Here is a 13,793-nt window from a genome sequence, read left to right as displayed (position 1 = left end):
GCACGATGGAAATCAATGCTTTGCACGCCGCTTACCGTGCGCGTTCGCTGACGCCGGCGCAGTGCGTCGAGCAGGTGCTGGCGCGGATCGCCGCCAGCGGGCGCGATGAAGTCTGGATCAGCCGCGTCGATGCGGGGGCGTTGCGCCAGACCGCGAGCCAGCTGGATGCGTTGCTGGCCAGCGAAGGCGCCGACGTGCTGGCGCGGTTGCCGCTGTTTGGCGTGCCGTTCGCCGTCAAGGACAATATCGACGTCGCCGGCATGCCGACCACGGCGGCCTGTCCCGCCTTCGCCTACACGCCGCGGCGCTCGGCGACGGTGGTGGAGCGCTTGCAGGCGGCCGGCGCCATCCTGATCGGCAAGACCAATCTGGATCAGTTTGCGACTGGGCTGGTCGGCACGCGCTCGCCGTATGGCGTGGTGCGCAATGCCATCGACGAGGACTATGTCTCCGGCGGCTCCAGTTCCGGTTCCGCCGTGGCGGTGGCGCTGGGACTGGTCAGCTTTGCGCTGGGCACGGACACCGCCGGCTCCGGACGCGTGCCGGCCGGCTTGAACAACATCGTCGGACTGAAGCCGACGCCGGGCCTGATCAGCACGCGCGGCGTGGTGCCGGCGTGCCGCACGCTCGATTGCGTGTCGGTGTTCGCGCTGACGGTGGCGGACAGCTGGCAGGTGCTGAGCGTGGCCGGCGGCTATGATCGTGAGGATGCCTATTCGCGCCAAATCGAGATGCGCGGTGTGCGGCGGCGCGGTTTCCGCATCGCGGTGCCGGCGCAGCTGGAGTTCTTTGGCGACGCCGCAGCCGAGCAGGCGTTTGCGGCGACGCTGGACGCGTTGCGCGCCCGCCCGGAGTGCACCGTCGGCACGATCGACTATGCGCCGTTCCGCGACGCGGCGGCCTTGCTGTACCAAGGGCCGTGGGTGGCCGAGCGGCTGGAGGCCAGCGGCCCGCTGTTGGCCGAACAGCCGGAGGCGGTGCATCCGGTGGTGGCGGGCATCGTCGGTCAGGGCCACGACTACAGCGCGCTGGACGCGTTCAAGGGACAGTACCGGCTGGCGGAACTGCGCCGCGCGGCCGAGGAGGCGCTGGCGGACTATGATTTTCTGCTGGTGCCGACCACGCCGACCATGCCGCGTATCGACGCCGTGCTGGAACAGCCGGTGGTGCAGAATTCGCGCCTCGGCTATTACACCAACTTTGTCAACTTCTTCGACATGGCGGCGCTGGCCGTGCCGGGCAAGGGGCGCGCGGACGGCTTGCCGGCCGGCGTGACGCTGATCGGCGCCGGCGGCGCGGACCAGGCCTTGGCTGCCGCCGCGCAGGCGTTGTTGGAAGGTGGCGAGGCGCAGCAGGTGGCGTTTGAGCCATTGCCGTTCAATGAGCCGACGGTGCGGCTGGCCGTGGTCGGCGCGCATCTGCAAGGCCAGCCGCTGAACTGGCAACTGGTCGAACGCGGCGCGCGCCAGGTGGCCGCCACGCGGACGACGCCGCATTACCGCTTGTACGCGCTGCGCAACACCACGCCGCCCAAGCCGGGGCTGGCGCGGGTGCTGGAGCAGGGGGCCGCGATCGAGATCGAGGTGTGGGAATTGCCGCTGCGCCGCTTCGGCGAGTTTGTGGCGGAGATTCCGCAGCCGCTGGGCATCGGTTCGCTGGAACTGGCGGACGGCACTTGGGTGAAAGGCTTCATCTGCGAGCCGGCCGCGCTGGCCGACGCCGAGGACATCACGGCGTTCGGCGGCTGGCGCGCTTATTTGGGCCGCGCTTCCTGAACGGTGGGCAGTGTCATGCCTTCGCCGAGGAAGAAGCTCGGGTGCGGCGGCTGGTTGTAGCCGGCGTTTTGCGCCGCCACCTGCACCCGGTACTGGGTGTCGTGCATCAGCGTCGGCAGACGGTGAGTGGTCGGCGCGGTGGTGCTGAACACCAGCAGCGCGTCGTCGGTGGCGCTGCGCCACACCACTTCCTCGCGCCAGTCGCCGAACAGGTCGGCCGACAGCACCGGCGTGGCCTTGGTGCCGTTGTTGGACGCGGCGCCAAAGTTGGCACCATCCAGCAGCAACGTGAGTTGCTGCGTCCGCGGCTGCCATTTGGCGATGCGCGTGCCGTCCAGCGTTTCACGCAGCAGGTCGCCGTCCCACCACAGGCCGAAGTTGACCGCGCGTGGCCGCAGCGGCGAAATCTGCCGGCCGTCCGATGCCATCAGGCCGCCGGTGCTGGCCCAGCATTCGTTGCCCGGATAGGCCGGATCGATGTCCATGCAGACGCCGCGACCGACGTCGGTGCCGCCGCCGTCCGCGCTCCACAGGATGCGGCCGGTGGCGGCGTCGTGCATTTCCACGCCGTGGCCGCGATAGCAGGACGGGCTTTCGTGGACCATGAAGACTTGCAGGCCCGGCTGGCCGGGTTGATGCTTGCCGACGTGCAGCGCGTCGCCGTGGCACAGGCCGGTGCTGTACAGTAGCTTGCCATCGCTGCCGATGGTGGCGGCGCCGTAGACCAGGTCGTCGCGGCCGTCGCCGTTGACGTCGGCCACCGCCATCCAGTGCGCGCCCTGGCCGGCGGCGCCGCCGTTGCCGGGCGTGTCGCTGTCGAACAGCCAGCGCTGGGTCAGTTTGCCGTCGCGCCAGTCCCAGGCGCTCAGCACGGCGCGCGTGTAGTAGCCGCGCGTGAACACCGCGCTGGGGCGGGCGCTGTCCAGATAGGCGACGCCCCCGAGGAAGCGGTCGACCCGGTTGCCGTATTTGTCGCCCCAGGCCTCGACCGCGCCGCGCGGCGGCGTGTAGCCGGTGGTGGCCAGCGCGGCGCCGGTCCTGCCGTCGAAGACGGTGAGGAATTCCGGGCCGGCCAGTACGTAGCCGTCCTGGTTGCGGTAGTCGGCGGCGGCGTCGCCGATGACGGTGCCGGCGCCGTCGCGCGTGCCGTCGGCGGTTTTCATCATCACCTCGGCGCGACCGTCGCCGTCGAAGTCGTAGGCCAGATAGGTGGTGTAGTGGGCGCCGGCGCGGATGTTGCGTCCGAGGTCGATGCGCCACAGCAGAGTGCCGTCGAGCTTGTAGGCGTCCAGCAGCGTCGGGCCGGTGTAGCCGCGATGCGCATTGTCATGCGCGTTGCTCGGCTGCCATTTGACCAGCAGCTCGTATTGACCGTCGCCATCGAGGTCGGCGGCCGAGCCGTCGTTGACCACATAGTGATACGCCTGGCCGTCCGGCGTGACGCCATCGGCCGGTTTTTTCAGCGGCACGCGCAGGTAGGGCCGGGCCCAGGTGGATACTGGCCGGGCGTCGTCGCCAGCCACCTCGGTGTTGTCGCGCACGGCGCGCACCGTGTAGCGGGCGCTGGCGGCGCCGGCCGCGTCGCTGTAGTTGGTGAGCGTCAGCGGCTGCGCGTTCAGTTTGACGCCGTCGCGGTACAGATTGAACGCCAGCGTGGCCGGCTCGTCGCCCAGCGCGCGCCAGCTGATGAAGTTGCCGTGGTCGGTGTGGATCGCCACCACGCCCCGGTCCAGTTTTTCAATCTGGCGGGGTGGGGCGGCGGCAACGCTGGCGGACACCAGCAGCAGGGAGAGAGAGAGGGCGAGCGCGTGTGGGAGGGCCATGTGCGGTGCGTAGGTCATAGTGGATGGGCTGCCGACGAGTATCGATAATCCGGGGTGGCGGTGTCAACGGTTGGCCGCATTTAATCAAGCGTGTGATCGGTCCAAAAAAGACCGGAGGCACGCGGCCTCCGGCAAACACCGGCATGGCTAACACCGGTGGGGAGAGCGTCCTACTCGAACTTGAAATTCACGCCGGCCATGTAGCTGGCGCCGGCGTAGCCATCGGTGTAGACGTTCGGCGTGCCGTCGGCGAATTGCGAGTAGCCGCCGGTGGTGGTGCCGGTATGAATGCGGCCCAGGTTGCGCCCCTCGATGAACAGTTCCATGTACTTGGTGAGGCGGTAGCCGATCTTGGCGTCCACATAGCGGGTGCCGATGCGGAACATCGGCGCCGCCGGGGCGTAGGCCGGTGGCCGCACGGTGGTCAGTCCTTCGATCGGGTAGTTGTTGACGGCGGTCGAGTTGCAGCCGGAGATGCACTGGAATTTCTCGGCCACGAATTGCACCGCCACCCGCGCGTTCAGCTTGCCGTCGTCATACCACAGCGAGGCGTTCCACGAGTGGTGCGGCTCGCCGGCCACCGGCATGATCGAGCCGCTGATCGGGTCGCGCACCACGGTGCCGGTCAGTTCCGACTTGTTGCGCGTGTAGTTGGCGTCGATGCCCAGGTTGCGGAAGTACCACGGCAGGAAGGTCAGCGCGGTCTTGCCGGACAGTTCGAAGCCGCGGCGGATGCTCGGCAACTGGTTGGTGTAGCGGCGATAGTTGAAGGCCATGTCCGACAGCGGCTTGCCGGTCTGGCTGTCGACCTCGCCGGAGCCGGCGAACAGGTTGGCGCCGTTGACCGTTTCCACCAGCGTTGGCGCGCCGATCACGCCGGTTTGCTTGTAGACGGCGGCCGCCAGCACGTTGTTGCGGCCCGGATACCACTCCAGCGAGATGTTGGTGTTGTGGTTGGTCAGCGGCTTGAGTTCCGGATTGCCCATCACGCCGCTGCACACCTGGTCGCGCGGCGTGCCGTCGCCGTCGGTCTGGTCGAGGAAGCGCTCGTCGAACACACAGGTCCCGCCGGGGATCAGGCGGCCGGCGGCCGGCCGCGCCACCGTCTTGCCCCAGCTGTAGCGCGTCACCAGCTTGCGCTCCAGCAGCCACAGGTTGACGTTGGCCGATGGCAGATAGTCGGTGCTGACGGCGCTGATCGAGGTGTCGCGGCGGTAGGTGGATGTGGTGACGCCGGCCTCGTTGTTGGGATCGTCCGGCCGGTAATTGCTGTTCTTGACCTTGGACTGGAAGGTCAGCTGACCGGTGCCCACCACCCGCGTCTTGACCGCGCGCACGCCGACGTTGCCGTCGAACTGGGCGCCGAACGGCAGCGGACGGGTGCTGAACGGCACGTGGTCGAGGTCGAAGTCGGCGCGGACGTAGCCGGCATCCACGGTTTCGGTGATCTGGTTCAAGGGCTGCTGGTACAGCTTGCCGTCGCTGCCGACGCAGCGCTTGATGCAGTCAAGGTTGTAGTTCGGCACGCCCAGGATCGAATACAGTTTGTTGATGTCGATCTCGGTCCAGCCCTCCACCAGGCCGGCCGGGCGGTTGGGGTCGCCGCCATAGAACTGCGCGCTCGGCTGCACGGTGTAGGCTTGCTTGACCAGTTCGCGGAACTGGTCGGGATTGATGACGATCGTGCCGCCCAGCGCGGCGCGCGGATCGGGGCTGGGCGTATAGCCGTAGGCGCAGGGCTTGCCGCCCGGCCCCAGCGAGCCAGGCGTGTTTTCGCACACCTGGTAGGTGGTGCGCAGGTTCTTGTTCGGCACGTAGATGCCGGGAACGTAGTTGGCCTTGCCCCAGTCGCCGCTCGCCTCCTGCGGGGTGTAGCCGCCGGTGCCCCAGGCGCTGTAGCCGCTCTTGCGGCGGTTGTAGCCGACCTTGATCTGCGGCAGGTGGCCGTTGGTAAAGTCGCCGGTGTTGAGACTCAGGTCCAGCTTGGCCGTTTTCTCGAACGATTCATTGATGCGCGCGTTTTGCAGCGACAGCGTGCGCGCCGGATCGACCAACGGCAGCTGCGCGCTGGTGTAGGCCGGCGTGGCCGGACTGAAGGCGTTGCCGGCGAAGGCCGCCGCCGCTGCCTGCGGGCGCAGGCGGAAGTAGTTGTCCGGGTTGTTGACGTCGAAGGCGTTGGTCAGCGCGTAGTTCCAGATGCCGTTGGGCAGCACCGACACCTGCACCGGCCCGGTGTAGCCGCCAATGCCGGCGCGCTTTTCGTAGCGGCTGAAGCGGGAGCTGGCGTCGCCCAGCAGCAGCTCCGCGCGCAGCCAGCGGTTCTTGTAGTTGGCGCCGGCCTGGCTGTAGCGCGAACTGGTTTCCATGTCGAGGCGGGTGGTTTCGACGTTGTAGGCGCCATCGGCGATGGTGTAGCCGGTGACGTGGTGGTTGGCGTCCACCCTGACCGAATTCGGATCGACGTTGGCCACCGTGCCGTTGATCAGGCCGCCGCCTCGCCAGCCGGCGTCCGGGTACAGGAAGTAGCCGGACGCCGGGATCACATTGCGTACCGCCGAGGCGCCGTTGGGTGCGCGCGTGTTCAGCGCGGTCTCGGTGGCCGCCGGGCCGAAATAGCCGTTGGGACCGTTGACGCTGGCGTTCACCGCCGGGTTCAGCGCGATGCCGCCATAGCCCATGTCGGAGTTGATGTTGACCACTTTGCCGCTGCTGCGGCTGTGCTTGAAGTAGACGCTGAGATGGTTGTCGACCTTGAAGTCGAAGCGGATGTCGCCGCTGCTGCGGTCGTCGTTCCAGCGCTGCACATTGTGGCGGGTCGGGCTGTTGACCCAGTCGTTCCACTGGCCCAGGCAGGTCAGCAATTCCAGCTGCCGCTGGTTGATGGCGTTGGTGCGGTTGTTGCCGCCGGCAAGGGCCGCTTCCTGCGCCGGCGTGAACATCGGAAACGCGGCATAGCACTCGGCCTTGCTTTGCGCGGCCGCCGATTTGGTGACGATTTCCTGCGGCGTGGCGGCGTTGAGGGTGCCGCCGGCCGCCAGATTGGACACCAGCAGCGGGGTGGTCGAGCGATCATCGTCGAGCTTGACGGTCTGGGGCTGGAAGCTGAAGGTTTTCTGCGGCGAGTTGTCGAAATCGAGCGGCCGGAACTGCCCGACCGCGGCATTGGCGCCGCCCTGGTTGATGGCGTGCGCCTCCTGCTCGACGCGGCTGCGCGACAGGTTGACCAGTACGCCCAGACGGTCATCCATCAGCTTCTTGACGCCCACCAGGTTGAGGTTGGGATTGACTTTCTTGTTCAGCGAATTTTGCTGGCCGGCCGCGCGCACCGACAGATAATCCTTTTTGAAATCGAGGCCGTTGCGGGTCTGGATGCGCACGCCGCCGCCGAGCGAGCCCTCGGTCATGTCGGCGGTCGAGCCCTTGATCACATCGACGCTCTTGATCAGGTCCGACGACAGCTGGCGCATTTCGACGCCACGGCCGCCGGCCGAGTCGACCCCGGCGCCGATGCCACCCAGCATGTCGGTACCGCCGGCCTGCTGCACGCCCTGGCCGTCCAGTTCCACCCGCGTCAGCTCGGGGCCGTTGCCACGGATCGAGATCGAAATGCCCTCGCCGAAGTTGCCGCGGTCGACCGCCACGCCGGCGACGCGCGAGATGGCGTCGGCCACGTTGCGGTCGGGGAAGGCGCCGACATCCTCGGCGATGATCGAATCCTGCGCGGTGTCGGCGTCCTTCTTCTTGCGGATGGCGTCCTGTTCCGATTGGCGGGCGCCGACCACGCGCACCGAGGTCACGGCCTGGTCTTGCGGTTGGCCGGCCTGGTCCTGTGGCGCCGATTGCGCCTGCGCCGGCAGCGCCTGGGCGCCGACCAGCAGCATGGCCGCCGACACGGCGCAACACAGGCTGGTTCGTTGCAGCGGATTGTTCTCTAGCTTCATCGCCTCATCCATCAAAGTGGTCTCACTGGTTGATTGATTACCCGGAGGGGATGCTGGCGCCATGATGAACACGCTGCCGTTATCGCTGATGCGGCTGATGATGCCGGTGTTGGCCAGCAGCCTGTCCAGCGCGTCGCTGATGACGAATGTGCCATTCACCTCGTTGGTGGTGATGCCGTCCAGCTGGCGCGTCGAGGCCAGCAGGTTGACATCGGCCTGCCGGACGAATTCCGCGATGGCCGTGGTGGCCGGCCCGCGCGGAATATGGAATGGCTTGCGGCTCTCGCCGGCGGCGGCGGGCTGGGACCAGGTCAATCCGGCCAGCACCACTGCCGCGGCAATGTGGCATCCGTGTGCGTTCACGCGTCTCCTCCGATTTACCCGCAGGGCTATGTTGCCCTGTCATGGATACGATGCTTGGCGAGGTGGCGATCCGCCGGCGGGCGCCGGCGAAGCGGGGAATAATCATCAACTTGATTTATTGCCACGGAATCCGGGGCGGGCGGCGCCGATCAGGATGGCGTCGGCGGTGATCTGCAGCGGCACATTCAGATAGGCGCAGACATCCTTGGCGAACACCTCCGGCGCGTCGGCCGCGTACTGGCCGATGAAGGCGACGCCGTACAGCGACGGGTCGGCGATGACCAGCTTGCGCGGGCTGTAGCGGTTGAAGTCGGCCACCGCCTCGGCCAGCGTCTGGTTGATGAACACCAGTTTGCCGGAGCGCCAGGCCAACCGGCGGGCGATCTCCGCCGGTTGGCGGCTGGCGTGCATCTCGCTGGCCAGTTCCGGCACGAAGGCGCGCTCGCCCTGTGACAGCAGCAGGCGCTTGGGGCCGCCCTTATTGCTCCATACCTCGACCACGCCCTCGGTGACCAGTACCTCGGCGCCCTGCGGGTAGCGGCGCACGGCGAACGCGGTGCCGACCGCCTTGATCCGCACCGCGCCGGCCGACACGATGAAGGGCTTGCGCTGGTCCTTGGCCACCTTGAACCAGGCCTCACCCTGTTTCAGGTTGACGCGGCGCGCCGTGTCGGTCAGCTCGACCGCCACCTTGCTGGCGCTGTTCAGGCTGGCCACCGAGGTGTCGGCCAGCGGGAACTGGCGCATTTCGCCCTTGGCGGTGACCAGCTCGTTGTTGCCGATGGCGTGCAACAGCAGTCCGCAGACCAGCGCCAGGCCGGCGGCCAGGGCGCCAAAGCGGGGCAGGCGTGACCAGGCACGCGGCGGCTGCCGACGCTGCTGCTGCTGATGCTGGCCGTCCGGACGCGGACGCAGGTTTTCCTGCACCGTGGCGTGGCCCAGCGCGTTGTCGATGGCGAGCGCGCGCAGATAGGCGCCCTGGTGGCGGATGTCCGCCGCCAGCCAGGCGTCGAATTGCCGCTGCTCGCGGGCGTTCAGGCCGCGACCGGTGCGGCGCACCATCCAGCTGGCGGCCTGGTCGTCAATCGTGGCCATGATGGGTCCTTGCCGCCGCTTGCTTGCGCTGCCGGGCGGGCGGCGCCCGCAGCTCGCCGATGCCAACTTCGGCGATCATTTTCTGAATCAGTTTGATGCCCTTGACGGTTTCCTTCTCCACCACGCTCTCGCTGATGCCGAGGCTGCTCGCGGTTTCCTGCTGCGACAGGCCGTCGATGCGGCGCGCGTGGAAGATGTCGCGGCAGCGGCCGGGCAGGTTGGCCATCAGGCCCAGCACCCATTTCAATTCGGCGCGGGCCAGCACCAGGCGTTCCGGTGTCGGCGCGCTGTCCTCGATATTCAGGTCCTCCAGATTGGCCACCGCCTCGATGTGGACGATGGCGTCGCGGCGCATGCGCATCAGCACGATGTTGCGGGCCATGGTCAGCAGAAAAGCCCTGGGCTGGCGCACATGGGCCAGGTCGGTCATGGTCAGCACCTTGTAATAGGCTTCCTGGATCACATCGTCGATTTCCGCCGGACCGGCGCAGACCCGGCGCAACTGCCGCCGCAGCTCGGCCTCGAAGGGCAGAAAATTGGATGTGACCCATTCAATGGTTTCAGATTCCATAGGCGTCTCTCGAATGTCTCCCTGATAAGATGCTTGGCCGGCGCATTTCCGCCGCCCGGACGCATTATTTTTATGAATCAGGTAACTATTTGAACCCATGGCAGCGCTGAATTCCCATGCCGCTCAGCATTGCTCAACAAGTTGACTGCTTGTGGGCAGCGAGGTCGTAATCGGCTATATTTGTATCGGTGTGGCAAAAAATCTGCGGTGTCTCATGTTATATGTCTTATATAAGACTTGTTGGTGTACAATAGCGCTCAGTACAGGCGGTCGATCATTGCCTGCCCTGCAATCAACCTGACGAGAACTCTCATGCTAGCTGCTTATCGCGCTCACGTTGCCGAACGTGCATCCCTTGGTATCCCTCCGCTGCCGCTGTCGTCCGCCCAGACCGCCGATCTGGTCGAACTCCTGAAGAATCCGCCAGCCGGCGAGGAACACTTCCTGGTCGACCTGATCACCAACCGCGTGCCGGCCGGCGTGGACGATGCCGCCAAGGTTAAGGCGGCCTTCCTGACCGCCGTTGCCAAGGGCTTGGAAAGCTCACCGCTGGTGTCGCGCGAGCTGGCCACCCAGCTGCTGGGCACGATGCTGGGTGGTTTCAACATCAAGCCGATGATCGATCTGCTGGCCGATGACGTGGTGGGCGATGTGGCCGCCGAAGGCCTGAAGAAAACCCTGCTGATGTTCGACTACTTCCACGACGTCAAGGAACTGGCCGACCAAGGCAATGCCCGCGCCAAGGGCGTGCTGCAATCGTGGGCCGACGCCGAGTGGTTCACCTCGCGTCCTGAAGTGCCGCAAAGCCTGACCCTGACTGTGTTCAAGGTCTCCGGCGAAACCAACACCGACGATCTGTCGCCGGCCCCGGACGCGACCACCCGTCCCGACATCCCGATGCACGCGCTGGCGATGCTGAAAAACCCGCGTCCAGGCATCAATCCTGAAGAGCCGGGCAAAATCGGCCCGCTGAAACAGATCGAGGCGCTGAAAGCCAAGGGCAACCTGGTGGCCTACGTCGGCGACGTGGTCGGTACCGGTTCCTCGCGTAAATCCGCCACCAACTCGGTGCTGTGGTTCACCGGCGAAGACATCCCGTTCATCCCGAACAAGCGTTTCGGCGGCGTGTGCCTGGGCACCAAGATCGCGCCGATCTTCTACAACACGATGGAAGACGCCGGTGCGCTGCCGATCGAGCTGGACGTGACGCAGATGGACATGGGCGACGTCATCGAACTGCGTCCCTACGAAGGCAAGGCGCTGAAAAACGGCAATGTGATCGCTGAATTCAAGGTCAAATCCGACGTGCTGTTCGACGAAGTGCGCGCCGGCGGCCGTATTCCGCTGATCATCGGCCGCGGCCTGACCGCCAAGGCGCGTGAGTCGCTGGGCCTGCCGGCGTCGGACCTGTTCCGCCTGCCGCAAAACCCGGCCGACACCGGCAAAGGCTACTCGCTGGCGCAGAAAATGGTTGGCCGCGCTTGTGGTCTGCCGGACGGCAAGGGCATCCGCCCAGGCACCTACTGCGAACCGAAGATGACCACCGTCGGCTCGCAAGACACCACCGGCCCGATGACCCGCGACGAGCTGAAAGACCTGGCTTGCCTGGGCTTCTCGGCCGACCTGGTGATGCAATCGTTCTGCCACACCGCCGCGTATCCGAAAGTGGTGGACGTCAAGATGCACCGCGAACTGCCAACCTTCATCGAAAACCGTGGCGGCGTGGCGCTGCGTCCGGGCGACGGCGTGATCCACTCGTGGCTGAACCGCCTGCTGATGCCGGACACCGTCGGCACCGGCGGCGACTCGCACACCCGTTTCCCGATCGGTATCTCGTTCCCGGCGGGTTCCGGCCTGGTGGCGTTTGCCGCCGCCACCGGCGTGATGCCGCTGGACATGCCGGAATCGGTACTGGTGCGCTTCAAAGGCGAAATGCAGCCCGGCGTCACGCTGCGCGACCTGGTCAACGCGATTCCGCTGTACGCGATTCGCCAAGGCATGCTGACGGTCGACAAGAAAGGCAAGAAGAACATCTTCTCCGGCCGTATCCTGGAAATCGAAGGCCTGCCGAACCTGAAGGTTGAGCAAGCATTCGAACTGTCCGACGCGTCGGCCGAACGTTCGGCCGCCGGTTGCACCGTGCACCTGGATAAAGCGCCGATCATCGAGTACATGACCTCGAACATCACGCTGATGAAGTGGATGATCGCCAACGGCTACCTGGACAAGCGCACGCTGGAGCGCCGCATCAAGTCGATGGAAGCCTGGCTGGCCAATCCAGAACTGCTGGCCCCGGATGCGGATGCCGAATACGCCGCCGTCATCGAAATCGACCTGGCCGACATCCACGAGCCGATCGTGGCCTGCCCGAACGATCCGGACGATGTCAAAACCCTGGCCGACGTGGCCGGCGCCCAGATCGACGACGTGTTCGTTGGCTCGTGCATGACCAATATCGGTCACTTCCGCGCCGCCTCGAAAGTCTTGGAAGGCAAGTCGGATATCCCGGTGCGCCTGTGGATCGCGCCGCCGACCAAGATGGACGCGCAACAGCTGACCGCCGAAGGCCACTACGGCACGCTGGGCCGCACCGGTGCGCGCATGGAAATGCCGGGCTGCTCGCTGTGCATGGGTAACCAGGCACAGATCCGCAAGGGGGCGACCGTCATGTCGACCTCGACCCGTAACTTCCCGAACCGTCTGGGCATCGAAACCAATGTGTACCTGGGTTCGGCGGAACTGGCGGCGGTGTGCTCGGTCCTGGGCCGCATCCCGACCAAGGAAGAGTACATGTCGCAGATCGGCGTCATCGACAAGAACGCCGCCGATATTTACCGCTACATGAACTTCGACCAGATCGAAGAGTTCCGCGCCGTGGCGGACTCGGTGCAGGTCTAAAGTGATTGGCTCCTTCGGGAGCCAATTTTTTTTTGTGCGCCCGGCCATGGCGTGTTGGCCCATCCGCTCAGGAAAGTGATTGTATCGATGCGCTTTCCGATTGCATGGCTGCGCGGTGATAGACTGGTCGCCTATTTGTTTTCGATGCCATTCGATAATGATCATTTCCTCCGCAACCGATTTTCGCGAGGCGGCGCGGCGCAAGCTGCCGCCATTCCTGTTTCACTATCTTGACGGCGGCGCCGGCGCCGAGCAGACGCTGCGCGCCAACGTCGACGACCTGCAGCAAATCAAGCTGCGCCAGCGCGTGCTGCAAGGTTCCGAGCAACTGGATCTGTCCACCGAGTGGTTTGGCCGGCGCCAGGCGCTGCCGATGGCCTTGGCGCCGGTCGGCCTGACCGGCATGTATGCGCGGCGCGGCGAGGTGCAGGCGGCGCGCGCCGCCACCAAGCGAGGCATTCCCTTCATTCAGTCCACCGTGTCGGTGTGCCCGCTGGCCGAGGTGGCGCAGGCGATCGACCAGCCGCTATGGTTCCAGCTGTATGTGCTGAAAGACCGCGGCTTCATGCGCGACGTGCTGCAACGCGCCAAGGCGCTCGGCGCCAGCACGCTGGTGTTCACGGTCGATATGCCGGTGCCGGGCGCGCGCTACCGCGACGCGCACAGCGGCATGAGCGGCCCCTACGGCGCGCAGCGCCGCATCCTGCAGGCGATGACCCACCCGCGCTGGGCTTGGGACGTGGGCTTGATGGGACGTCCGCATGACCTCGGCAATATCTCGGCCTATCGCGGCAGTCCGACCGAGCTGGAGGATTACATCGGCTGGCTGGGCGCCAATTTCGATCCGGCCATCGGCTGGAAGGATTTGCAGTGGATACGCGATGAGTGGCAGGGCCCGATGATCATCAAGGGCATCCTCGAAGCGGACGACGCGCGCGACGCCCTGGCGTTCGGCGCCAACGGCATCGTGGTCTCCAACCATGGCGGTCGTCAGCTGGACGGCGCCTTGTCCACCGCCACGGCGCTGCCGGCCATCGCGGCGGCGGTCAAGGACAAGATGACCATCTTCGCCGACGGCGGCGCACGCACCGGCACCGACGTGTTCCGTCTGCTGGCGCTGGGCGCCGATGGGGTGTTGCTGGGTCGCGCGTTCGTGTATGCGCTGGCGGTCGGCGGCCAGGCGGCGGTCGAGCAGTTGCTGGCGATACTGGAAAAAGATATGCGGACCAATATGGTGCTGACCGGCGTCAAGTCGGTCAGGGAGATCGGTCCGCATCTGCTGGCTTAGTTTGGCGTTGGCTTGACACCGGCCAGCACGTGGCGTGAC

Annotated in this window: 7 protein-coding genes; 3 read left to right on the top strand and 4 right to left on the bottom strand. The window is 66.2% G+C overall.

The features are described 5' to 3' along the window. The first annotated feature begins 5 nt into the window (after window positions 1-5). Window positions 6-1,775 (top strand): allophanate hydrolase, encoded by a 1,770-nt coding sequence (gene atzF / locus GTP44_RS03585; RefSeq protein WP_202423964.1) that lies wholly within the window; start codon window positions 6-8, stop codon window positions 1,773-1,775. On the opposite strand, the gene GTP44_RS03580 is transcribed toward atzF, so the two are convergent. From GTP44_RS03580 to GTP44_RS03565, 4 genes are all read right to left on the bottom strand, one after another. After that, the gene (locus GTP44_RS03580; RefSeq protein WP_161018348.1) at window positions 1,754-3,598 is read right to left on the bottom strand and encodes a rhamnogalacturonan lyase; all 1,845 of its coding nucleotides are present in this window, start codon (window positions 3,596-3,598) and stop codon (window positions 1,754-1,756) included. The two genes, atzF and GTP44_RS03580, sit on opposite strands and share 22 nt — an antisense overlap. A 170-nt stretch (window positions 3,599-3,768) precedes the next feature. Next, window positions 3,769-7,902: a TonB-dependent receptor gene (locus tag GTP44_RS03575; RefSeq protein ID WP_161018347.1), complete on the bottom strand. Its 4,134-nt coding sequence runs from the start codon at window positions 7,900-7,902 to the stop codon at window positions 3,769-3,771. A gap of 105 nt (window positions 7,903-8,007) precedes the next feature. After that, window positions 8,008-8,997: a FecR family protein gene (locus GTP44_RS03570; protein ID WP_161018346.1), complete on the bottom strand. Its 990-nt coding sequence runs from the start codon at window positions 8,995-8,997 to the stop codon at window positions 8,008-8,010. Further along, window positions 8,984-9,568, bottom strand: a complete 585-nt coding sequence (locus tag GTP44_RS03565) for an RNA polymerase sigma factor (protein WP_160991164.1) — start codon at window positions 9,566-9,568, stop codon at window positions 8,984-8,986. Before GTP44_RS03565 ends, GTP44_RS03570 begins: the two co-directional genes overlap by 14 nt. 312 nt (window positions 9,569-9,880) lie before the next feature. Between GTP44_RS03565 and GTP44_RS03560 the strand changes: the two genes are divergently transcribed. Further along, window positions 9,881-12,466, top strand: coding sequence for a bifunctional aconitate hydratase 2/2-methylisocitrate dehydratase (locus GTP44_RS03560; RefSeq protein ID WP_161018345.1), 2,586 nt, complete (start codon window positions 9,881-9,883; stop codon window positions 12,464-12,466). A gap of 157 nt (window positions 12,467-12,623) precedes the next feature. After that, window positions 12,624-13,754, top strand: a complete 1,131-nt coding sequence (lldD, locus tag GTP44_RS03555) for an FMN-dependent L-lactate dehydrogenase LldD (protein WP_160991166.1) — start codon at window positions 12,624-12,626, stop codon at window positions 13,752-13,754. Window positions 13,755-13,793 lie beyond the last annotated feature (39 nt).

It is taken from the genome of Duganella lactea (assembly GCF_009857505.1).
GTDB classification, from domain to species: Bacteria; Pseudomonadota; Gammaproteobacteria; order Burkholderiales; family Burkholderiaceae_D; genus Rugamonas; species Rugamonas lactea.
The sequence above is the reverse complement of the archived record's forward strand: the minus strand, read 5'-3'. Positions and strand labels throughout refer to the sequence as shown.